This window comes from Streptomyces diacarni (assembly GCF_003323715.1).
Lineage (GTDB): Bacteria > Actinomycetota > Actinomycetes > Streptomycetales > Streptomycetaceae > Streptomyces > Streptomyces diacarni.
On the sequence record NZ_QOIN01000051.1, the window covers coordinates 41,461 to 62,493 of the forward strand.

18 protein-coding genes, 1 tRNA gene and 1 pseudogene are annotated in these 21,033 nt (G+C 73.4%); 8 read left to right on the forward strand and 12 right to left on the reverse strand.

From position 1 onward, the window contains the following. Window positions 1-131: 131 nt before the first annotated feature. Window positions 132-653: a DUF3830 family protein gene (locus DTL70_RS26320; RefSeq protein WP_114024497.1), complete on the forward strand. Its 522-nt coding sequence runs from the start codon at window positions 132-134 to the stop codon at window positions 651-653. A gap of 366 nt (window positions 654-1,019) precedes the next feature. Here DTL70_RS26320 and DTL70_RS26325 read toward each other — a convergent pair whose 3' ends face one another. Both DTL70_RS26325 and DTL70_RS26330 read right to left on the reverse strand, forming a co-directional pair. Further along, window positions 1,020-2,429, reverse strand: coding sequence for an amidase (locus tag DTL70_RS26325; RefSeq protein ID WP_114024498.1), 1,410 nt, complete (start codon window positions 2,427-2,429; stop codon window positions 1,020-1,022). Window positions 2,430-2,569: 140 nt separating this feature from the next. After that, on the reverse strand, window positions 2,570-3,580 hold the full coding sequence (locus DTL70_RS26330; RefSeq protein ID WP_114024499.1) for a D-2-hydroxyacid dehydrogenase: 1,011 nt from the start codon (window positions 3,578-3,580) through the stop codon (window positions 2,570-2,572). A 247-nt stretch (window positions 3,581-3,827) separates the two neighbouring features. Here DTL70_RS26330 and DTL70_RS26335 point away from each other — a divergent pair, with 247 nt between their 5' ends. The 3 genes from DTL70_RS26335 (at window position 3,828) to DTL70_RS26345 (ending at window position 6,977) form a co-directional block, all read left to right on the forward strand. Further along, a complete protein-coding gene (locus DTL70_RS26335; RefSeq protein ID WP_114024500.1) occupies window positions 3,828-4,790 on the forward strand; it encodes a maleate cis-trans isomerase family protein in 963 nt (320 codons plus the stop codon). A 155-nt stretch (window positions 4,791-4,945) separates the two neighbouring features. Continuing rightward, on the forward strand, window positions 4,946-5,683 hold the full coding sequence (locus tag DTL70_RS26340) for a maleate cis-trans isomerase family protein (RefSeq protein WP_114024501.1): 738 nt from the start codon (window positions 4,946-4,948) through the stop codon (window positions 5,681-5,683). 169 nt (window positions 5,684-5,852) lie between these two features. Next, a complete protein-coding gene (locus tag DTL70_RS26345) occupies window positions 5,853-6,977 on the forward strand; it encodes an LLM class flavin-dependent oxidoreductase (protein ID WP_114024502.1) in 1,125 nt (374 codons plus the stop codon). Here DTL70_RS26345 and DTL70_RS26350 read toward each other — a convergent pair. Then, the gene (locus tag DTL70_RS26350; protein WP_181861091.1) at window positions 6,956-8,773 is read right to left on the reverse strand and encodes a putative bifunctional diguanylate cyclase/phosphodiesterase; all 1,818 of its coding nucleotides are present in this window, start codon (window positions 8,771-8,773) and stop codon (window positions 6,956-6,958) included. The genes DTL70_RS26345 and DTL70_RS26350 overlap by 22 nt on opposite strands. Before the next feature lie 460 nt (window positions 8,774-9,233). On the opposite strand from DTL70_RS26350, the gene DTL70_RS26355 reads away from it, so the two are divergent. Then, window positions 9,234-10,424, forward strand: a complete 1,191-nt coding sequence (locus tag DTL70_RS26355) for a M6 family metalloprotease domain-containing protein (RefSeq protein ID WP_114024503.1) — start codon at window positions 9,234-9,236, stop codon at window positions 10,422-10,424. 71 nt (window positions 10,425-10,495) lie between these two features. Here DTL70_RS26355 and DTL70_RS26360 read toward each other — a convergent pair. From DTL70_RS26360 to DTL70_RS26380, 5 genes are all read right to left on the reverse strand, one after another. Beyond that, window positions 10,496-10,569 (reverse strand) — tRNA-Lys (locus DTL70_RS26360). Between the two features lie 152 nt (window positions 10,570-10,721). Beyond that, a complete protein-coding gene (locus DTL70_RS26365; protein WP_114024504.1) occupies window positions 10,722-11,123 on the reverse strand; it encodes a hypothetical protein in 402 nt (133 codons plus the stop codon). Between the two features lie 133 nt (window positions 11,124-11,256). After that, entirely contained in the window at window positions 11,257-12,636 is a 1,380-nt protein-coding gene (locus tag DTL70_RS26370; protein ID WP_114024505.1) for an AAA domain-containing protein, read from the reverse strand. Beyond that, a complete protein-coding gene (locus tag DTL70_RS26375; RefSeq protein ID WP_114024506.1) occupies window positions 12,633-14,168 on the reverse strand; it encodes a hypothetical protein in 1,536 nt (511 codons plus the stop codon). The genes DTL70_RS26370 and DTL70_RS26375 overlap by 4 nt, the downstream gene beginning before the upstream one ends. Then, window positions 14,168-15,424, reverse strand: coding sequence for a hypothetical protein (locus DTL70_RS26380; protein ID WP_245979774.1), 1,257 nt, complete (start codon window positions 15,422-15,424; stop codon window positions 14,168-14,170). Before DTL70_RS26380 ends, DTL70_RS26375 begins: the two co-directional genes overlap by 1 nt. A 277-nt stretch (window positions 15,425-15,701) precedes the next feature. On the opposite strand from DTL70_RS26380, the gene DTL70_RS26385 reads away from it, so the two are divergent. Continuing rightward, window positions 15,702-16,295, forward strand: coding sequence for a histidine phosphatase family protein (locus DTL70_RS26385; protein WP_114024507.1), 594 nt, complete (start codon window positions 15,702-15,704; stop codon window positions 16,293-16,295). A gap of 99 nt (window positions 16,296-16,394) precedes the next feature. Here DTL70_RS26385 and DTL70_RS26390 read toward each other — a convergent pair whose 3' ends face one another. Further along, on the reverse strand, window positions 16,395-17,852 hold the full coding sequence (locus DTL70_RS26390) for an NsdA family TPR-like regulatory protein (RefSeq protein WP_114024508.1): 1,458 nt from the start codon (window positions 17,850-17,852) through the stop codon (window positions 16,395-16,397). A 170-nt stretch (window positions 17,853-18,022) separates the two neighbouring features. On the opposite strand from DTL70_RS26390, the gene DTL70_RS26395 reads away from it, so the two are divergent. Beyond that, complete coding sequence (locus tag DTL70_RS26395; RefSeq protein WP_425470411.1) at window positions 18,023-18,424, forward strand: hypothetical protein; 402 nt, start codon at window positions 18,023-18,025, stop codon at window positions 18,422-18,424. Between the two features lie 187 nt (window positions 18,425-18,611). Here the strand turns inward: DTL70_RS26395 and DTL70_RS26400 are convergent, their stop codons facing one another. Next, complete coding sequence (locus DTL70_RS26400) at window positions 18,612-19,037, reverse strand: hypothetical protein (RefSeq protein ID WP_114024509.1); 426 nt, start codon at window positions 19,035-19,037, stop codon at window positions 18,612-18,614. A gap of 382 nt (window positions 19,038-19,419) precedes the next feature. Between DTL70_RS26400 and DTL70_RS26405 the strand changes: the two genes are divergently transcribed. Continuing rightward, window positions 19,420-20,277 (forward strand): spermidine synthase, encoded by an 858-nt coding sequence (locus DTL70_RS26405; protein ID WP_181861092.1) that lies wholly within the window; start codon window positions 19,420-19,422, stop codon window positions 20,275-20,277. A 61-nt stretch (window positions 20,278-20,338) separates the two neighbouring features. Here the strand turns inward: DTL70_RS26405 and DTL70_RS26410 are convergent, their stop codons facing one another. After that, complete coding sequence (locus tag DTL70_RS26410) at window positions 20,339-20,902, reverse strand: hypothetical protein (protein ID WP_114024511.1); 564 nt, start codon at window positions 20,900-20,902, stop codon at window positions 20,339-20,341. 33 nt (window positions 20,903-20,935) lie between these two features. After that, window positions 20,936-21,033 (reverse strand): annotated as a pseudogene (locus DTL70_RS34450) (IS982 family transposase); the annotation flags it as partial.

Below are 21,033 nucleotides of genomic sequence, written 5' to 3' on the forward strand. Positions count from 1 at the left end.
GCGCGCGGCTACCCAACCGGGATGAAGATATGCGGATCATTTCCAGCCTGTGATGGGGTCGCGACATGCCCGATGTCTGGGCCACCATTGACCCGTCATTGCGCAACACGCTCACCTGGTGCGGAGGCACGATGCCTGATCGCTTCATCGAAGTGTCGTTGGACAAGCGGGGAGTCAGCTGCACGGCAAAGCTGCTCGACGACCGCGCACCGATCACCTGCGCCGCCGTGTGGGACGCGCTGCCGCTCGGCGGCGACGTCTACCACGCGAAATACGCGCGCAACGAGATCTACGCGCTCATCCCCCCGTTCGCTCCGCAGGAGCCGCCGCTGGAGAACCCCACCATCACCCCCATCCCGGGTGATCTGTGTTATTTCACCTTTTCCGATACCCAGCTGGCCACCTCGTCCTACGGCTACGAGGCCGCCGCCGAGCAGCGCGGGAACGAGGCCGCGCACGCCGGACGCAACACCGTCATCGACCTCGCACTGTTCTACGAGCGCAACAACCTGCTGATCAACGGCGATGCGGGGTGGGTGCCCGGCATCGTATGGGGGCAGATCGTGGAAGGCCTCGATGAGATGGCAGAGGCGTGCCAGGATCTTTGGCGCGCGGGGGCCCTCGGCGAAAGTCTGAACTTTCGCCGAGCCTGATTTTCTCTGGGGCTCGCCCCATGCCCCCCTCTGGGGCGGGCCCCCCAGACCTCCCCCTCCACCAGTGGGGCCAGCCCACCCCCGATGTTGCCGATCTCTATCCGGGGGGCTCCGCCCCCCAGACCCCCGGCCCCTCGCCGGGGAGGCTTTGGGGCGGCTCCGCCCCCCAAAGGCCCCCCGCTACGGGGGCTCCGCCCCCCTAGAAACCCCCGCCAAGGGGCTCCGCCCCCTGGACCCCCACCCCAACGCCCGGCCGGCGAGGCCAAGGGGGTGTGGGGGCGGAGCCCCCACCGCGGCCGAGGGCACCTCAGAGAAAGAAGGGGAAGACCATGGGGGGCCAGGGGCGAAGCCCCGAGGAGAAGGGGGTCACAGGGCTGAGGGGACCTCGGAGGGGAGGCCGGTCTCGAAGAGGGCGTGCGCCGCACTCAGGACGAGGGCATCCGCGTGTCGGGCACCGACAATCTGCACTCCCACAGGCAACCCCCGCTCATCCGCACCGCACGGCACAGACGCCGCGGGCTGCTGCGTCATGTTGAACGGGTAGGAGAACGGCGTCCATTCCGTCCACCGCCGCATTCCGGAGCCCTCCGGCACCTCGACGCCCGCCGCGAAGGCGGTCAGCGGCATGGTGGGCGTCACCAGCAGGTCGTACCGCTCGTGGAAGGCGCCCATGCGTGCGCCGAGCGCCATGCGTTCGTCGACGGCGGCCAGGTAGTCGAGCGCGCTGCGTGCCGCGCCGTCCTCGCAGATGTCCCGAAGGCCCGGATCCAGCCCCGCCCGCTGATCTTGGCTGAAATGTTGCGTCACGCGGGCGGCGCCGCTGAACCACAGGGTGTGGAAGGACTCGATGGGGTCGGCGAAGGAGGGGTCGGTCTCCTCCACGACCGCGCCGAGCTCTTCGAGCAGGGCCACGGCCCTGCGCACGGCGGACGCGACGTCGGGGGCCACCCGGACGCGGCCGCCGAAGTCGGGCGAGTAGGCGACGCGCAGGCCTCGTACGCCCTCGGCGCCGGCCGCGAGGGCGCCGCGGAAGCTGTGGGGCACAGGGCCCAGATGGGACCAGTCGCGCGGGTCCGGGGCGCTGATGATGTCCATCAGCAGCGCGGCATCCTCGGCGTCCCGCGTCATGGGGCCGACGTGCGCGAGGGTGCCGAAGGCGCTCGCCGGGTAGATCGGCACCCGCCCGTAGGTGGGTTTCAGCGCGAAGATGCCGCAGAAGGAGGCGGGGATGCGGACGGATCCGCCGCCGTCCGTGCCGAGCGAGAGCGGTCCGGCGCCGGCCGCCACGGCGGCCGCGCTGCCTCCGCTGGAGCCGCCCGCCGTGCGGTCGGGTGCGTGCGGGTTGCCGGTCGCTCCGTGGCGGGGGCTGTCGGTGACGCCCTTCCAGCCGAACTCGGGGGTCGTCGTCTTGCCGAGGAAGACGGCGCCGTTCTCGCGCAGCCGGGCGACCGAGGGCGCGTCCTCGTCCCAGGGGCCTTCGCCGGACACGGTCTGTGATCCCTTCCAGGTGGGGCCGCCCCGCTGGAGCAGGATGTCCTTGACGGTCACGGGCACCCCGTCGACGGGGCCCAGCGGCTCGCCGCGGCGCCACCGGTCCGTCGACTCCTCGGCCTGGCGCAGCGCGGCTTCCTGGTCGATGCGGACGAAGGCGTTGACCCGCTCCTGCGTTTCCGCCGCGCTCTCCAGCGCCGCCCGGGTGACCTCGACGGGGGAGAAGTCCCCCGTTTCGTAGCCCGCCGCGAGCTGGGTCGCGGTCAGGGCGGTGAGATCGGACATGACGAAACCTCCCGAGTGACCGGGCGGCCCCCGACGGGCCGCCCGAACCGAGGGGCCCCGCCCTGGCGGGGCCCCGACAACGCCGATGCCGGGGCCCCGCCGGGCCCGTGGAGGGGTCCTGGCGGGGCGCCCGCAGGGGCTCAGGGCTGCGGTGCTGCCGGTCCGGCAGGCGCAGCGGCGGCCGCGGGGGCCGTGGGGACGTAGCCGAGGCGCTTGTCGACGACGTTGTGCAGCGGTTGGCCCTTCTCCCAGCGGTCGTAGTTGTCCAGGAACTGTTCGGCCAGGTCGTCGCGCCAGCCGAGGGTGTCGCCGCACATGTGGGGGGAGATGAGGAGTCCGGGGACGTCCCACAGCCTGCTGTCGGCGGGGAGGGGCTCCTCCGCGAACACGTCCAGGGCCGCTCCGCTGATCCGGTGCTCCAGGAGGGCGTCGACCAGGTCGTCCTCGACGACGTGCTGCCCCCTGCCGACGTTCACGAAGTGCGCTTCGGGCTTCATGCGCGCAAACATCGCCGCGTCGAACATGCCCGCGGACTCGGGGGTCAGGGGTGCCACGCATACGACCCAGTCGGAGTCGGCGACGAGGTGGGGGAGGGAGGCGGTGGCGTGGACGCGCCCGAATTCGGGGTCGGTGTCCCGTGCGGTCCGGCCGACGAGGTCTACTTTGACACCGAGTGCCAGGAGTGCGCGGCCGATTTCCCGGCCGATCGGCCCCGAACCGACGACCGTCGCGCGACTTCCGCCGACGCGGAATGTCTCCCGGTGCCGCCAACGCCTCTGTCGTTGCAATTCCCAAGTGCCACGGAAATCCTTGGCCATGGCTAGTACGAGGCCCAGGACGTATTCGGCAATCGGCCGGTCGAAGACGCCTCTGGCATTCGTGATGACGGTGTCGCGCGCGTCGGCCAGTTCCGGAAGCAACCGGTCCACTCCGGCGCTGGGGGTGTGCACCCAGCGTGGCCGCGGGCCGTCGCCCGGCCACGCGTGGCGGACCGCGTCGGAGAGGAAGTCCCAGACCAACAGGACGTCGGCGGAGGGAAGTTGCTCGGCGAGCGTCTTCTCGTCGGCGTGGACGACGCGTGCGCGCCCCGCCAGCCGGTCGAGGCGCGGCAGCGGCTCGGCATCGAGGACAAGAACGCAGGTTTCGGACATAGGCAGGAAACCGTTTCGAAACGCAGGGATGGTTGGCTGAACGTGTGAGCCGACGAGGGACGGGAACCAGCCTCTGATGGCGGGATTGACCACGGTAGGGAGCGGAAACTACCTTCGTCAACAAAGACATCTGCCCCGGCGTCCCGGCTTCTGACCGGCTTTGCAGTTCTTGTGGTTCCTTGACTTCCCTTGACTCAGGGGCCTTCTGGCCATGAGCCATTCCCCTCCGTTCTTTTGGGGCCCAAAAATGGACGTCTCCTTCCTCGGCGGACCGCTGCCGCAGCGCGGCGTGGGAATCGTCGCTCCCTTCGACTTCGCACTGGACCGCGAACTCTGGCGCTGGGTGCCGGACGACGTGTCCCTGCATCTGACCCGCACGCCGTTCGTCCCCGTCGAGGTCAGCCTGGACCTCGCTCGCCTGGTCAGCGAGCACGAGACACTCCGTGAGGCGGTACGGGCGCTCAGCGCCGTGGCCCCCGAAGTGGTGGCCTACGCCTGTACGTCCGGGAGTTTCGTGGGGGGCACGGCCGGTGAGCGGGCCATGACCTCGGCCATGGCCGACGCCGGCGAGATCCCCTCGCTCACCACCTCCGGCGCCCTGCTGGAGGCGCTGCGGGAGATCGACGCCCGGCGGATCGCCCTGGTCACCCCCTACACCAAGTCGGTGACCGACTCGCTGGAGGACTACCTGGACGAGGCCGGCATCGGCATCAGCGGCCGCTGCTACCTGGGCCTGACCCGGCACATCTGGCGGGTGCCGTACCGGGACGTGGTCGACATGGCGCGGGAGGCGGTGGTGGACGCACCGGACGCGCTGTTCATCTCCTGCACCAACCTGCCCACGTACGACGTGATCCCGCAGCTGGAGGCGGAGCTGCGGATGCCGGTCCTGTCCGCCAACCAGGTCACCATGTGGGCGGCGCTGCGCGCCGTCGGCAAGGAGGCGGTCGGCCCCTACCAGGCGCTGCTCGACCCGGTCGCCCGGCGCGGCCCCGCCGCCATGACCTCCTCGATCGCCACCCAGCCGTTCGCGCACGAGACGGACGGCCTGGTGGAGCCGGAGGAGGCGCCGGTGGAGCACGAGCCGGAGGCGGCGCTCGCGGGCGCCGGCACCGAGCCGGCCGAGCCTCTGGAAGGGCCGGCCGACCTCGGGTACGGCCAGCCCCTTCACCCGGACGAGTGGGGCGGCGGCGCCCAGCCTCCGGCCTGACCGGATCGGGGGCCCGACCGGCCCCGCGATCTGACCGGACCCGGGCCTCACGGGGGCCGTGGTCCGGCGAGGCCCGGGCCCGTCGGTGCCCGGGCAGTCACCCCCAGCACCCACACCACAGCGGCGACAGCTGCGAACTCTCACAGGAGGCGTAGATGGCACAGGCGGCATCGGCCCCGGCGGTCGGATTCCTCTACCCCGGCTATTCGGCCGAGGACGACTATCCGAGGCTGGAGCGGATCCTCGCCGAGGCGGGCACCGAGGTGCGGCTGCCGCTGGTGCACACCGACATCGGCGAGGACGCGCACCGGGTGGACGCCCTGCTGGAGATGGGCTCGGCCGCCCGGCTCGCCGCGAAGGTTCAGGAGGCCAAGGGACACGGCATCCAGGCGGTGGTGTGGGCGTGCACCAGCGCGAGCTTCGTCTTCGGCTGGGACGGCGCGCACGAGCAGGTGCGGGAGCTGGGGGAGACGGCGTCGCTGCCGGCCTCCAGCACGTCCTTCGCCTTCGCCCACGCCGTCCGCGATCTCGCCCTCGAGCGGGTCAGTATCGCGGCGACCTATCCGGAGGACGTGGCCGACCTGTTCCGTGGCTTCCTGCGGGCGGCCGGGGCGGAGGTCGTCGCCATGCGCGGCAGCGGCATCATCACCGCGGCCGAGGTGGGTACCTGGGGTGAGGAGGAGGTGCTGGCCCTGGCCAGGGGCGGCGACCATCCGGAGGCGGAGGCGGTGCTGCTGCCGGACACCGCGCTGCACACGGCCGCCTACATCCCGGCGCTGGAGGCCGAGCTGGGCAAGCCCGTGCTGACGGCCAACCAGGTGACGGCCAAGGAGGGCATGCGCCTGCTGGACGTCAAGGCGCGCTGCCCGGCGCTGGGCGCCCTCTTCGCCTGACCGGCGGCCCAGACGGGCGTCCTTCGTCCGCCAGGGCCTTCGGTCCTGGCGGACGGGCCGGGAAGACAGTCGCCTCTCGGCGCGTTGTACCGGTTCGTGAGTCGCACACCCGTACCCCGTGCGGGCAGGTGGGACCACGTTTCCGTACGCGCGAGGAAGGCGAGCCACCGTGAGCCGGTCAGGCGAGGACGCACAGGGCAGTGGGCACCGGGGAGCCGGGATCCGGGGTGAGGCACGGGGCTCGGCCCCGGTGCCCCTCTCCGTTCTCGACCTGGTCAACGTGGGTGAGGGCTACACGGCGAGCGACGCGCTGGCGGCCTCGACCCGGCAGGCGGCGCTGGCCGACGCCCGCGGCTTCACCCGCTACTGGATCGCCGAGCACCACTCGATGCCGGGCGTGGCCAGCTCCTCGCCTGCCGTCATCCTGGCCCACCTGGCCTCGCACACGAACCGCGTGCGCCTGGGCTCCGGCGGGGTGATGCTGCCCAACCACGCGCCGCTGGTCATCGCCGAGCAGTTCGGCACGCTGGAGGCGCTGGCCCCGGGCCGGATCGACCTGGGTCTGGGCCGTGCGCCGGGCACCGACGGGGCCACGGCCGCCGCGCTGCGCCGCACCGAGCGGCTGCGTGAGGGCGCCGAGGACTTTCCGCAGCAGCTCGCCGAGCTGATCCGCTTCCTGGACGACGACTTCCCCCAAGGGCACCGCTACGCCCGCATCCACGCCGTACCCGGGCCCGTGCAGGCCCAGGGCGCCGAGGCGCGGGCGGCGGCGCACCGGCCGCCGGTCTGGCTGCTGGGCTCCTCCGGTTTCAGCGCGCAGCTGGCCGGGCAGCTCGGGCTGCCGTTCGCGTTCGCGCACCACTTCTCGGCCGCCAACACGCTGCCGGCGCTGGACCTGTACCGCGAGGCCTTCCGGCCCTCCGCCGTGCTGGACGAACCGTACGCGCTGATCGGTGCGGCGGCGCTGGCGGCCGACGACGAGAAGGAGGCCTACCGCCAGGTGCTGACGGGGGCGCTGTCGATGGTGCGGCTGCGCACCGGGCGCCCCGGTCTGATCCCCACCCCCGAGGAGGCGGAGGCTCACCCGTTCAGCCCCGTGGAGCGGGACTTCGTCGACAGCTGGCTGGGCAACGTCACCTACGGCACGCCCGACGCCGTGCGCGAGGGGCTGGACGCGCTGGTGAAGCGGACCGGCGCCGACGAGCTGATGCTCACCGCGAACGCGCACGCGCCCGAGGCGCGGGTCCGCTCCCTGGAGCTGATCGCCGACGCCTACGCGCTGCCCGCCGCCTGAGCCGACCACGCCAGCAGCTCGGCGATCCGGTCGGCCTCCATCGGTTTGGCGTAGTGCCAGCCCTGGCCGGTGTCGCAGCCGATCCTGCGCAGCCGCTCGGCCTGCGCGGGACCCTCCACGCACTCGGCGGTGACGGTCAGGCCCAGCTTGTGCGCCAGCTGCACCAGGGCCGTCACGATCGTCTCGTCCGCCGGGTTCTGGTGCCGGGCGGTACGGAAGCCGCGGACGAACATGCCGTCCAGCTTGAGGGCGCGCACCGGGAGGCGGCTGAGGTAGGCCAGGTTGGAGTAGCCGGTACCGAAGTCGTCGATGGCGATGTGGACGCCCATCTCCGAGAGCGCCTGGAGCGCTTGGAGAGGGCGTCCGGCCGAGCCCATCACCGCCGACTCGGTCAGCTCCAGCTGGAGCAGGTGGGCGGGCAGCCCGGTCTCCTGGAGGATCTCGGCGACGTCCCGTACCAGGTCCGAGTCCCACACCTGGCGCACCGCCACGTTGACGCTCACGTACGGCGGCGGTCCGGGGTGGGTGAGCATCCAGCGCCGTGCCTGGCGGCAGGACTCCTGGAGCACCCACCTGCCGAGCGGCACGATGGCGCCGTTCTCCTCGGCCAGCCCGATGAAGCGGTCGGGGCCGAGCATGCCGAACTGCGGGTGCCGCCAGCGCACGAGGGCCTCGACGCCGCGCAGCACGTCGTCGCAGAAGCCGACGATGGGCTGGTACTCCAGCACGAACTCGCCGCGTTCCACGGCGCGGCGCAGCGTGGAGGAGAGGGCCTGGCGGGTCATGCGGTGCGCGTTGCGCTCGGGGTCGAACAGGGTCCAGCGCGCCTTGCCGTCGGCCTTGGCCCAGTACAGCGTGGTGTCGGCCGCCTGCATCAGTTCGGTGGGGGTGGTGCCGGCCGTCTCGCGTTCGACGACGCCGATGCTGGCGGAGACCGCGAGGCGCTGCCCGGCCAGGTCGAAGGGGCGCTGGAGCGCGGCGAGCACCGACTGGGCGAGCGCGGTCACCTGCTCGGTCCCGGTGGACGACTCGACGAGCAGCGCGAACTCGTCGCCGCCGAGCCGTGCCACCAGGTGTCCGCCGTCGTCGCCGCCGCGGGACTCGGCGCACTGGGTGAGCCGCTGCGCGACCGCGTCCAGCAGGCTGTCGCCCACGCGGTGCCCGAGGGTGTCGTTGACGGCCTTGAAGCCGTCCAGGTCGAGGTAGCACAGGCCGGTTCTGCCGGTCGCCGAGTCGGCCAGTGCTCCGGCCAGCCGCTCGAAGAACAGGGTGCGGTTGGGCAGCCTGGTGACGGGGTCGTGCATCTGGAGGTGGCGCAGCCGCTCCTGCAGGTCGCGGCGCTCGCTGATGTCCGCGATCGAGAGCAGGGCCTCGCCGCCGTGCACGGTGGGCGTCACGGTGATCTCCGCCCAGAGGGTGTGGCCGTCGGCGTGCTTGAGCCTGCGCGTGCACGACATGCGGTCGGCGCGCCCCTGGAGCGCCTCGTGGTAGGCGCTGCGCACCCGCCCGTCCAGCCCGAGGCCCGCCAGCTCGGCGAGGGGACGCCCGGTCAGGCGCTGCGGGTCGGCGCCGAGCAGGGTGCCCAGCGCGCGGTTGGCCGTCAGCACGCGGCCGTGGGGGTCGACGATGGCCATCGGCAGCTGTGCCGCGTGGAAGGCGGCCCGGAAGTCGCTCTCGCTGTGCCCGTGGTGTGCGCGCCGCCGCCAGCGCTTGTGGCTACTTTCCGTGATGGTCTGGGGTTGCGTTACGAGGGCTTCGCCGGAGTCTTTGCCCGGTCCTTCGAGGGGTCCGTTCACCGATCGCTCCGCGGGGGGCTCGTCTCGTGCGGATCGGTCGGCCGGCTGCCCGTAGGCCGCCCAGGGGAGGATCCGCGCTGGAAATGTGCCGATCATAGAGGTTGGTGCGAGAGCGGAGCCAGTGTCTCCGCTGCCGTTGCCGGTCGCGGGAGCGGCCGGGGAGGGGTGTGCGCGCGAGGCTGACCGTTTCGGCGCCAGTGCTGCCAGTCCCCTGACCACTAACGACCGAGCGTTACGAAGAGTAGTCATACTGCGGTTGACTCGACTGGACTACCGAAACGGGGCAGAGCCGGACATACGACGGGAGGGTGGGGAGGGTCCGCCGTTCCTTTTCCGGTGAGGTCTCCACGTGGCGCCTGCGTCGGTACCCGGGGGTGTTGACAGCTCGGCCCGCGGCCGTCCGGCACGCGGGCCCGGACGGCTGGGCCCCGGCGCGCGGCACCGGGTGGGAGCGATCGTCATGGCGTTGACCGCCTTCATGGGTGTGGGGCTCTTCGCCGGGCCCGTGCGATCCGTTGCGGCGGGCATGCCGTGCGCTCTGCCGCGCACCGAAGCACACCACTCGTTGGGTTTGGACACCTGGAACGCCTCCTATCCGCGCCCCGAAGGGACGCTCGATGCCGCCCTTCTCTTTCTCTCTTTCCCCGATGCGACCCCTATGGCCACCCCTCGAGAGCTTGTGAACGACCATTTCCCGGCCACATCCGACTTCTTCTCGCGGGCGAGTTACGGAAAATTCCGGTTGCGGCCGCGTCCGGTGAACCGGTGGATCGAGATGCCCAAGCCGGCCTCGGCCTACGGCATCCAGCGCGACTGGGACGCTGACCTGCGTCGTTCCTATCTGCACGACGCTGTGCGGGCCGTCGATCCGCACGTCGACCTGGCCCGCTACGACGTCGTCTACCTCATCGCCGACCCGGACGCCCCCGGTGTGGACTCCGATGCGACAAAAGTGGTCAATCTCGATGAGCCGATCACCGCAGACGGAACCGAGCTGAACCGTCTCGTCACGGTGTTCGAACAGAGCCCGCCCGACCGCCACGTCCTCGCCCACGAGACCGGCCACCTCTTCGACCTGCCCGACCTCTACCAACGCCCCGCCGACGGCAAGGCCGACTGGGACACCCGCGTCGGGGACTGGGACCTGATGGGCAGCCAGTTCGGACTGGCGCCCGAGCCCTTCGGCTGGCACAAGTGGAAGCTCGGCTGGCTGGAACGAGCCAATGTCAGATGCGTCCCCGTCACCGGCGGGGCACCTCCGCAGGCCCGCTACACCCTGCGGGCGCTGGCGGCACCCTCCCGGCGCGCCAAGGGGCCCGACGGCGTCCGGCTCGTCGTCCTGCGCACCGGCGAGAACCGCGCCCTGGCCATGGAGGTCCGCGAACGCACCGGCAACGACAGCGACGCCTGTACCCAGGGCCTGCTCCTCTACCGGGTCCGCAGCGACACCCCCTCCACCCACGGCCCGATCGAGGTGGTCGACGGGCACCCCGGCACCTCCGCCTGCCGCCAGACCTCCGTGCACAGCACACTCGCCGACGCCACCCTGGGGGTGGGGGAGAGCTGGTCGGACCCCGGCGAGGCCGTCCGCGTCGAGGTCACCGGGCGCACGGCGGACGGCGACTGGGAGATCCGCGTCGTCCGCGGCTGAGCGCGGACCGGTGCCGGGGCCGCGCGCACGGCGAAGGCCCCCCGCTTCCGCGGAGGGCCTTCGTCTGTCTGTGCGCCGCCAGGGACTCGAACCCCGGACCCGCTGATTAAGAGTCAGCTGCTCTAACCAACTGAGCTAGCGGCGCCTGCTGACGTCGTAGACCTTAACACCCCGATCCGGTGAACCGGAAATCGATAATTCCCGGCGGACACCCTCCCCACCTGCACCGTCGCGCCCACCGGCGCACGCGGCCAGGACCGGTGGCCAGGGCCGGCGCACGCGGCCCGGACCGGCGGCTCAGCCCTGCGGCGGCGGCTGCGTGCCGGGCACCCGGTTCCTGAGCAGGTCGTGGCCGAACTCGATCATCTTGCGCGCGTACTCCTCGGTCCACCCGCCGCGGTCCGCGATGGCGGCGTCGGGCAGCTTGTCGAACCGCTGCGGGTCGGCGAGCTGCGCCGCGGCCGAGGCCTGGTACTCCTGGGCGCGGTCGGCGGCCGCCCGGAACGCGTGCACCAGCTCCGTCGAGCGGTCCAGCAGCTCCGTGGGGTCGGTGAGCGACTCCAGGCCGAAGAAGTGCTCGTCGTCAGGGGCCGCATCGGCCGGCTCGAACAGCAGGGGCGCGGGGCGGCGGTACTGCGGGCCGCCGCCGCTCCCCCCGGCGGAGCGCGAAGGGTCCGGAGCCGAGTGCGGCTCAGACATGTACATACCTCCAAGGTCGTGGGCCGCCCCCCATTGTGCGCCCGGCGCCCCCGCCCCCGCACGGGTCCACGACAAGCCGCCCGGACCCGGCAGCCGAGACCCCGGGCCCGAGACGCCCCGGGGCCCGGGGACATCAGGCGAGCGGGACCCGGTGCTCGGCCAGCTGGGAGAGCACCGCCTGGTGGGCCTCCCAGCCGTCCGGCGCCCAGGAGGCGGGACCCAGCTGGACCGGCTCGGTCGCCGGATGGTCGTCCAGCAGCTCGGCGACGCCCGCGCGGCACACCACCACGCACGCGTGCCGGTGCCGGGAGGCCAGCACACACAGCCGCCCGGTCTCCAGGTGGAACTCGGTCGCGTCCGGCCGCCCCGACAGCGGGTGCAGGACGACCGTGACGTCGAACTCCCGGCCCTGCAACCGGTTGGCCGTGTCCACGGTGACCCGGGCGGCGCGCCCGTCACCCTCGGCCGACGCGTACCCGGCCAGGGCCGCGCGGACCGCCGCCGCCTGGTCGCGGTGCGCCGTGCCCACGGCGATCCGCTCGGGGCCCAGGACCGCGCCGCCGCCGCTCCCGTCCCGCTCGCCGTGCGTGCGCCCCTCCCGCTCCAGCATCCGGTGCACGAGGCGGGCCACCGCCGCCACGGCCTCCGGGTCGGTGCGCGGCGTACGCGCCGCGGGCAGCTCCAGGAGACCCCAGCCCGCGTCCGCCGCCTCGTCCAGCACCGCGTCCCAAGGCGATCCGTCGGCGGGCGCGCCGAAGGCGAGCCTGCGGTCGCCGGGCCCCGTACCGCTGCGGAACGGCGTGTACGGGTAGAACGCCTCGGAGACCAGCGCGGCCGCCGAGTGCGGCAGCCGCCAGGAGACCGGCAGCCGGTGCTGGGGCAGCTGCGGGTTGTGCGCCAGCAGGGTGCTCACGGCACTCGCCGACGGGTCGTGCGCCTGGCCCGCCCACTGCTCGGCACCCACCTGGCTGAAGGGGTCCAGCTGCCCGGGGTCCCCCACGAACAGGGCCCGCTCGAAGAGCCCGGCCACGGCCAGCAGCGCGTCCGAGCGCATCTGGTACGCCTCGTCCACGATCGCGTGCCGCCACCGCTCCTCGCTGCTCACCCACGCCCACTTCGCGGCCGTGGAGACGACCACGTCCAGCCCGGCGAGGTCGGCGGGCTTCGCGGAGGTGCGCACCGAAGGGTGGCGGTCCAGCACCGGGTCGTACGGCTTCGGCTCGCTGCTGTGCAGCCGTCCGACCGGCAGCTCGGCCTCGGCCGTCGCCAGCCGGTCGACCAGGTCGTCGACCTGCGCGTTCGTCTGCGCGATGACCATGAGCGGGTGGCCGGCGGCGGCCAGCTCGAGCGCCGCGCGCACCACGAGGGTCGACTTGCCGGCGCCGGGCGGCGAGTTCACCACCACGCCACGGTGCGTGCCGTCCACGGCCGCGGACAGGATCGCCTCGGTGGCCGCCGCGGCGGCCTGCGCCGGGGACGCGGCGGCCCCGGGCTGCTCCACGAGCGTCGTCACAGCACATCCTCCGAGGTCACCGGGTCGGGTCGCTCCGCGCCCCGCTCACCGGGCGGGCCGCCGTGGGTCCAGGGGGTCTCCTCGGGCTCCGGCAGCCCGGGCCCGCCGCGCGGCGCGTGCTCGAACAGCGTCCAGCACACCAGATCGCCCTTCCGCGGCACGGTGCCCGGCGCGGGCTCCTTCGCCCGCCCCATCCCGTTCACCAGCCGCAGCACCAGCTCGCCCGGCCCCGCCAGCTCCACCAGCTCGGCCCGCTGCTGCCCGCCCTCGGGCAGCCTGCGGTGCAGCTTGTCCCCGTCGCTCAGCAGGGGCGCGTCCTGGGTGTGCACCGTCACCAGGGGGCGGGGTGAGGGACGCTTACCCTCCGAGTAGGCCATCTCCACCTCCAGCACCTCCGCCGAGAACGCCTCGCCCGCCAGCCGCCGCACGGCCATCACCAGCGGATCGTCCAGCGCCTCCTGCGCCTCCAGCTCGGCCTGGCGCTGCTCCCGCATGGCCAGCTTGCGGGCCGCGGTGACCGCGTCGTCCTTGCGCGGCTGGGGCGGCTCCGCGGCCCGCAGCCGGTCCCTGTGGTGGGTGTAGGACTGCCGGTCGCGCCGCCACCTGTCGGGCACGTGCGCGGCCTCCGGCAGCGTGCGCAGCATCCCGACGCCCTCCCACACGGCCTCCCAGGTGGGACGCAGCTGCGTCGCCACCAGCTCGTGCACCTCCTCCTCGGCGCCGGGCACGCCCCGGTCGTAGCGGCTGAGCGCCGGAGCCAGCAGCTCGTTGTCGAACGCCGGGTCGGTAGCGGGCCCCGCGGGCGGCACCAGCAGCTGGCCCCGCCCGTCCCGGCCCAGCTCCGCGCGGAGCGCCGCCTCGGCCCCGCTCGCCCCGTCCGGTGGCGCCAGCCATGCCAGCAGCGCCCCCAGGTGCTGGTCCTCCAACTGGCTCTGGCCCGTCGCCCAGTGCCGCGTCAGCAGCCCCGTCACAGGCAGCAGCAGCGAGGAGCCCGGCACCCTGGCGCGCTCGCCGTAGTGGCTCAGCCAGCGGCCGAGCAGCGGCAGCCGGGGCGGTGCCGGGTGCTCGGACTCCGGGTCCTCCTCGGCGGTCCGCCGGAACCGCGTCGAGCGCCCCAGCAGCCGCACGAAGTCCACACCGGGACCGGTGGGCACCAGCAGCTGCGGCGCGTCGGTGCACAGCTCGGCCTCGACCGCGACCCGCTTGCCCGACTCCGGATCGGTCTCCTTGCGCTCGACGAGCTCCACCTCGTCCTGGCACGACTCCAGGTGCGGCAGCACCGCCTCGGCCAGCCGGTCCAGGAACGCGAACCGCAGATCGCGGTCGCGCGGCTGAGCGACGGTGAGGATCCTCGGCGCCGAGCGCTCGGTCCCCAGCATGACGCCCAGCGGTGCACCGTTCTCACCGGCCGTCGCCAACGGGACGAGGACGAGCGGGCGCTCGGCGAGATGCCGGTGGCGGACGGTCGCCACCGGCCGCGCCCGCCCGCAGGCGACGGCCTCCATACGCGCCAGCGCGTTCAGCAACGACATCAGCCCACCTCCGCGTCCCGCGCGGCGGGAGCCTGAGACGATCCCCGCGCGGGCCCGCGCGCCGCCGCGTCCTGAAGCGCTTGGGCGCGCAGCGCCGCCGCCCTGCGCAGCAGGGCGGCGGCCGGGTCCTGTGCGGCGGCGCTGCCTGGGTCTCCCGAGGCGGCGGCCAGGACGTCGGGCACCGTGGCCAGGCCGCCCAGCTCGCCCCGCACCGAGCGGCCCAGCGCGACCACCGAGCCCGCGCCGCGCGCCCGCTGACGGCAGTGGAAGGCCAGCTCGCATGTCGAGAGGCATTCCGGCGCGTACGCCGCGGGAACCGACTCCACCGCGGCGGCCAGCTCCTCAGGCTCCTGCGTCGGCGCGAAGTGGACACCCTCGGGCAGCTCGGCGGCGATCTCCTCCAGCCGGGTCAGCCGCCGCAGCTGGCGCCGGGTCGCGGCGATCTGCTTGCGCAGCGGGAGCAGCCCGGCCGCGGGCAGGTTGGAGAAGTCCTTCGGACACACCAGCAGGGCGCTCTCCCGCACCGCCCGTGGCTGCGTCTCCAGCGCCAGCGCGTACACCGCCGACTGGCGCGCGGCGGCGCCCGCCTTCACCGTGTCGGCCGCGCCGTCCAGGATCGGGAACGACTTGATCTCGATGATGCTGAGGGAGCCGTCCGGATGGACGGCCAGCGCGTCCGGCTCCAGGTAGGCGGTCGAGCCCGCCACCCGCAGGGACAGCCAGGGATGGTCGAGCAGGCCCCAGCTGCCTTCCGGCACCTCGGCCAGGGCCAGCCTGGTGCGCTCCGCGCGCCCCGCGGGTCCGTCGGCGGTCACGTCGGGCACGACGACCTGCTCGGGCTCCGGGCGGGCCTCGCCCACCTGCTCGCACAACAGCGCGAGCAGCACCTGCCCGCCGTCCGCCTTCACCCGCGCCTCGAACGCGTTGCCGCGCACCAGCGCGAACTGGGACTGGCCGAACGGCGCGGGGGAGCCCAGCGCCTGCGCCACCGCTCCCTTGTCGACCCCCGCGCCGTCCAGCAGCGCGCGGCGGCGGCAGCCCGGATTCGCGGCGAGGGCGGCCAGCGCCCGCGCGTCGAGGTGCTTGTGCGGTACGTCGGGGCCGCCGCGCAACGCGGCGAGCCGCCGCGGGGAGGCACCCGCCGGTGCCGGGGCCTGCGGCGCGCCCGGAGCGGACGGCTCGGGCGTGCCGGACGCGCCGGATGGCTCGGGCGTGCCGGACGGCGGGGTCTGCTTCGGTAGCGAAGAGGGTGTCATCGGCTGTGGCCTCGGGGGAGGGTGCGGTACCCGGCGAAGTCTCCCACCCGCCGCTGACAACGCACCCCGCACCCACCGGACAGGACCGGTTCCGCCCCTCGCCCCGCCCTCCCGTCACCCCCTCGCGCCCCGCCCCGCCGGGCGCCCCGGCGGGACGCTGCGCGAAGATGGAGGGAGCGGTTTCCGGACACCCGGACAGCCGCCTTCCGGGCACCCGGGCCCGCTTCCGCTTCCCGGGCGGCCGGACGATCCAGCACGTCACGTCCGAGAGGTACCCATGGCAGCGCGCATCCTCCTCGTCCGGCACGGTCAGACCGAGTGGTCGATGACCGGGCAGCACACCGGCAGGACGGACATGCCGCTGCTGGACGAGGGCCGCCGCATGGCCAAGCTGCTCGGCGAGCGGCTGCACCGCGCTCCCTGGAACGGGCTGCCCGGCGTCGAGGTGCGCACCAGCCCGCTGTCCCGGGCCGCCGAGACGTGCGCGCTGGCCGGCTTCGACGGCGCCCGCGGCTGGGACGCGCTGATGGAGTGGGACTACGGCGACTACGAGGGCCTGACCCCCGAGCAGATCCGCGAGCGCGCGGGGGAGGAGTGGTTCATCTGGCGGGACGGCGTCACCGGTGGCGAGACCCTGGCCGAGGTGGGCGAGCGCGCCGACGAGGTGGTGGACTGGGCCCGTTCGGCCGACCGCGACGTGCTGGTCTTCGCGCACGGCCACATCCTGCGCGTCCTGGCCGCCCGCTGGCTGGGCTACGACCCGTCCTTCGCGGCCCGGCTCAAGCTGGACCCCGCCTCCCTGTCGATTCTCGGCTGGGCCTACGGCGACCCCGCCGTCGAACGCTGGAACGACACGGGCCACCTCGACTGACCCCGGGTGCACGGGCCCCGGGTTTCCGGGCCCCGGGTTTCCGGGCCCCGGGTCTTTCGGACCCCCGGCCCGGGCCCCGGCCCAGCCCCCGCCCGTCCGTCAGGCCGTCGCCGCCGCCTGGCGGCCGAGGAAGTCCGCGACGGCCGGCTCGGCGCGGAAGGCGCGCAGCCGGTCGGCCGCCGCCTGGAGCATCGCGCTGATCCTGGTGGACTGGACGGGCCCGAGGAAGTCCAGCGCCCGCGCTCCGGCGGCCGCCGCCTCCTCCACCTCGCCGCGCGCCGCCAGATCGCCGGCCAGCTCCGCGGTGAACAGCGCGCGGTTGCGGGTGAAGTGGGGTTTCTGCAGGCGTACGGCCTGCTGGGCGTGGTCCGCCGCCCGGTCCCACATCCCCAGAGCCGACCAGCACTGCGCCTCCAGGCCCTCCAGCTCCGCCTCACCGAAGAAGCTCATCCACTCCGGGTCGCCGTCGCGGAGGCCCCGTGCGAACAGGCGTTGGGCCCGTGCGAGCGCCTGCCGGCACCCTGACGTGTCGCCGAGGCCCGCCCAGCCGCCGGCCTCGCGCAGCGCGAGCAGCGACAGCAGGTGGGGGGAGCCCAGGGCCTTGGCCGCCTGCTGGCCCGCCTGCGCGGCGCGTACCGCCTCGCGGGGGCGGCCCGCGTCCCGGGCGAGGAAGGCCGTGTTGCAGAAGGCGTGCGCCTCCAGGGCCGGGTCGGCGGCGACGCGTGCGGTGGCCAGCGCCTCCGCGTAGTGGGAGCGGGCGTCGGCGTAGCGTCCTGAGTCGTGGGCCAGCCAGCCGACGGAGAGGGCGAGTTCGCCCGCGCCCGCGTGCAGCCGGTCGGCGACCGCCTGGCTGCGGGTGCCCGCGTCCAGCAGGTCGTAGGCGGTACGCAGGGGGCCCGCGGCGCGGTGGTAGAGCCCGGCGCCGCCGTGCCGGTCGTCCAGCAGCCGGATGTGCCGTACGGCCTCTTCGACGGCGCCCGCCTCGGTTTCCCCCGCGTACGCGGAGGGGGCGGGGCGGTCCGCGGACCAGGCGTGGGGCGCGCCGCCGCCGAGGGAGGCGGCGGCGAGGGCGGCGGGTCCGCCCGTCATGAAAGCGCGACGTAGCACGTCGCTCTCCTCGTCGTACTCGGGACAGTTGGGGAATGCGATGAGACCGGGGCTGTCGGGATGGTCGGTGTGCAGCGGGAGTTGACCGTAGGTGAGATCGGCGCAGCGCGCGGTGGACAGGCGGGGCGCTTCTTCCACGTTGTGCGCCCCGCGAGCGCGCGCCGCGCGACCGCGTACGGACTCCCGGGGTGCGAAGCCCATGTCCGCCAGCGAAGTGCCGGGGAACATGTGCAGGAACACCCGCTCGTAGGCGTAGTTGGGGCACCTGATCTCGCCCGACTCGACGCGGCCGATGTACCGCGCGTCGCACGAGACCTGTTCACCGATCTCACGTGCCGAACGGCGCACGTTCGCCGCGAACTCTCCGGGGGAGAGGTGCCCCCTCAGTGCCCTGAACGCGGTGTTGGGAGTGTGCTGCGGTCGGGGTGACGTTGAGGGTGACGACGCCATGGCGGAAACGTACCGGCTGTGACGGGTCCGACACCGAGGGTTTGGCTACAAACGGGATATCTCACCCTGCTTCTGCCATGAAGTGCCATCCAATGCGCTGGTTCGCCGCCGTAGCCGTTGACGAAAAAAGCCGTTGGACCAGACACAGCGACCGCGAGGAGGGGTCTGAGTTGTCGGACAGTGGCGAAGGCAGCCGCGCTATCGGCGCCGGACCGGTACCCGAACCCTGCGACCTGGTGACCGTGCCCGCGCGGCACGGGCTGGAGGCGGCGGACATCCTCAGGCTCAGGGACGGGGTCGGACCCGTGCTGCACGACCGCTCCGGGGACACCCTCGGTTTCCTCGTCCCGCCGGGGACGGCGGACTGCTGGGACCTGCCGGGCAGCGCCTGTACGCAGACGTACGTGCGCGAGGCCCGCGCCATGGCGAGCGCCGCGGGCGAACCGCCCGTGGCCGGCACCGGATGGCTGGTGCCGCCCTCCGTGGCGTACGCGCACGCGACCGAGCCCGCGGAACTGCGGGCGGCGCTGGGCGAGGCCGCCCGCACGATCGAGGCCGCGAGCCGGGTCTGACCCGTGGCTCGCGGCGCGGTGTCGCCGAGATGCGAGAAGCTGGAAGAACAAGAAAACAGAAAATCGAAAGCATGTGTGTGGAAAAGGCGTGGCGGAGAGGTGGGGTGCTGAGGGCGCCGTCCTGTCACCGTCGCCGTGGCCAGGTCCCGGTGGACCGCGCGGAGCCCTCAGCCGAGCGTGCGGGGCGTCAGCGGCCGTAGGCTCCGCCCCGCAGCGCGCGGGTGCCGCCGGGGCAGGCCATGGTCACGCGCTTGGATCCGGAGAGCACCGGGGTGACGTACCTGACCCGGTTCGAGCAGTCGACGAAGACGCGGTAGGCGTTGCCCGAGCAGGAGACGGCGAAGTACCGCCCCGAGATACGGGCGTTCCAGCAGCGCAGCGACGCGGCCTTCGACGGGGCGGCGGCGCCGTAGCGGCCCGACTTGTGCGCGACACCCTTCGTGGTGCGGCCCGAGCGGGAGTCCTTGGCTGTGAAGTGGGCGTCCGCCGCCACCTGCGCGGTCTGCGGAGCGGCCGGCGGGGCAGCAGCCGCGGCGGGGGCCATCGCCCCACCGAACCCGAGCGCCAGCAGCGCGCTCGTCCCCAGGACAGCCAGTGAATTACGAACCGTCATTCGCGTGTTCCATTTCTTTGTGTCGCGCGGCCTTCATGGCCGTTCACTCGGTTTTCGAGCGACAGGAAAAGAATCGACGCGGAAGAATGGGGAATCAATAATTCCTCGCTCTTAATATGATATTTGTGCTGGTCGGCGCAGCGCCGCCGCCTCTTGCCGTGTACCAGGAGAAACGGTTCGGCACCTCCGTGGGTACGTCCGGGGAATCATGCATGTGGGTGAAGGGCCTGGCCATGGATCCACGGCATTCCGCGCCGGGCGAAGGACGTCGTTTACACCCCAGAAAGCACACGACCCGATATCCGGCGGCACCGGAGGCGCCACCGCGTCAGGCGGGCGGGTGGGGCGGATAGCGGCACGGCCCATGGCGGATACTGGTGGCATGGCACGCGGCGAGAGGCGACGGGGACGGGACGCCGTCGTCACCCAGGTCGACGGCGGCACCGCCTCACTGGTGCCCGACCCGGACCGCCCCCGCGCCTGGTCCCTGCTGCTGCACGACGCGCCCCAGTCGCACGTCGACCTCGACGACCCCACCCACCTCGGCTTCGAGTACCAGCGCAGGCTCGGCCACATCGTCGACCTCCTCGCCCCGCCGGGACGGCCCGTGCACGCACTGCACCTGGGCGGCGGCGCCCTCACACTCGCCCGCTACCTGGCCGCCACCCGCCCCCGCTCCACCCAGCAGGTGATCGAGGCGGACCCGGCACTGACCCGGCTGGTGCGCTCCCACCTGCCCCTGGCGAAGGAGTGGCGGATCCGGGTACGCGGCGGCGACGCACGCGAGGGGCTGGCCAAGCTGCCGCCCGGATGGGCCGACCTCGTCATCGCGGACGTCTTCAGCGGCGCCCGCACCCCCGCCCACCTCACCAGCGCCGAGTTCCTGCACGAGGTGCGGCGTGTGCTGCGGCCCGACGGCTGGTACGCGGCGAACATCGCCGACGGCGCGCCACTGGCCCATCTGCGCGCCCAGATCGCGACCTGCGCCGCCGCCTTCGGCCGGCAGTGCGTGCTGGCCGACCCGGCGGTGCTGCGCGGACGCCGGTTCGGCAACACCGTGCTGCTGGCAGCCGATGGCCCGCTCCCCGTCGCCGAGTTGACCCGGCGCACGGCGGGCGACCCGCACCCGGGGCGGGTGGAGGCGGGTCGTGCGCTGGACGCCTTCACCGGCGGGGCGCGGCCGGTCACCGACGCCACGGCGAAGGCGTCTCCGCCACCGCCCGAGGGCACGTTCGGCTGAGCCCTTCGAAGGGCACGCCCGGCCCGTCAGGGCTGAGCTTCTCCAAGAGCGCGCCCGCCGCTCAGCCGTCGAACGTCTCGATGCGCGGACGGGCGTCGTCCCAGCGGCAGAAGACCGACGAGGACGTGGCGCCCGAGGTGAACGTCACCCTGATGTAGCCCTGGTTGTGCCACACCTTCATCTCCCAGCCGGGATCGGGTGTCGCCGAGACCAGCGTGGCGGAGTCGGCGCCCATGTCGAAGACGGCCCTGCCGCCGCGTACGGTCGCGCCCTCGACCTGCCCGGTGCCGCCCCGGCCCCGCTCGGGACCCTCCGAGGTGGGACGGGGCTTCTTCGACGGGGTCCGCCGCGGTGTGCGGTGCGGCTTCTCGGACGGCGAGGGAGAGGCGGAAGGCGGGTGCGGCCTGGGGCGGTGGGTCGAGGAGGCACGGGGCGCGGCGCCCGCGCCGGAACCGCCCGCCTCGGGACCGTCGGAGACGGGCAGTGCGCGCGGCGGCTCGTAGGAGGTGTCGTCCAGCACCGTGTGCACGCCGAACCAGGAGAGGGTCGTGGCGGCGCCGGTGGCGAGCGTCCACGCGAGGGCGTGCGTCCCGCGCGGTCTGCGGAGTCGTCCGGTGCGCTGCATCCCCGTCACCCTAGATGAGTGAGTCCGATGTTTTTAGTGGTCGTAGGCGGTCAGTGATCGTTTGACGTCGGCGCCGGTGGTCCAGTTGCGCCAGAGTGCGGCTGCGAGGGCGAGGAGTCGTTGGCCGACGC

Excerpts from the sequence above, each read along its gene's own strand:
- DTL70_RS26390 (WP_114024508.1), bottom strand. The coding sequence starts at position 17,852 with ATGGCGTCGTCACCCTCAACGTCACCCCGACCGCAGCACACTCCCAAC.
- DTL70_RS26385 (WP_114024507.1), top strand. The coding sequence starts at position 15,702 with ATGGCAGCGCGCATCCTCCTCGTCCGGCACGGTCAGACCGAGTGGTCG.
- DTL70_RS26410 (WP_114024511.1), bottom strand. The coding sequence starts at position 20,902 with ATGCAGCGCACCGGACGACTCCGCAGACCGCGCGGGACGCACGCCCTC.
- DTL70_RS26365 (WP_114024504.1), bottom strand. The coding sequence starts at position 11,123 with ATGTCTGAGCCGCACTCGGCTCCGGACCCTTCGCGCTCCGCCGGGGGG.
- DTL70_RS26340 (WP_114024501.1), top strand. The coding sequence starts at position 4,946 with ATGGCACAGGCGGCATCGGCCCCGGCGGTCGGATTCCTCTACCCCGGC.
- DTL70_RS26325 (WP_114024498.1), bottom strand. The coding sequence starts at position 2,429 with ATGTCCGATCTCACCGCCCTGACCGCGACCCAGCTCGCGGCGGGCTAC.
- DTL70_RS26320 (WP_114024497.1), top strand. The coding sequence starts at position 132 with ATGCCTGATCGCTTCATCGAAGTGTCGTTGGACAAGCGGGGAGTCAGC.
- DTL70_RS26375 (WP_114024506.1), bottom strand. The coding sequence starts at position 14,168 with ATGTCGTTGCTGAACGCGCTGGCGCGTATGGAGGCCGTCGCCTGCGGG.
- DTL70_RS26380 (WP_245979774.1), bottom strand. The coding sequence starts at position 15,424 with ATGACACCCTCTTCGCTACCGAAGCAGACCCCGCCGTCCGGCACGCCC.
- DTL70_RS26405 (WP_181861092.1), top strand. The coding sequence starts at position 19,420 with ATGGCACGCGGCGAGAGGCGACGGGGACGGGACGCCGTCGTCACCCAG.
- DTL70_RS26400 (WP_114024509.1), bottom strand. The coding sequence starts at position 19,037 with ATGACGGTTCGTAATTCACTGGCTGTCCTGGGGACGAGCGCGCTGCTG.
- DTL70_RS26355 (WP_114024503.1), top strand. The coding sequence starts at position 9,234 with ATGGCGTTGACCGCCTTCATGGGTGTGGGGCTCTTCGCCGGGCCCGTG.
- DTL70_RS26330 (WP_114024499.1), bottom strand. The coding sequence starts at position 3,580 with ATGTCCGAAACCTGCGTTCTTGTCCTCGATGCCGAGCCGCTGCCGCGC.
- DTL70_RS26335 (WP_114024500.1), top strand. The coding sequence starts at position 3,828 with ATGGACGTCTCCTTCCTCGGCGGACCGCTGCCGCAGCGCGGCGTGGGA.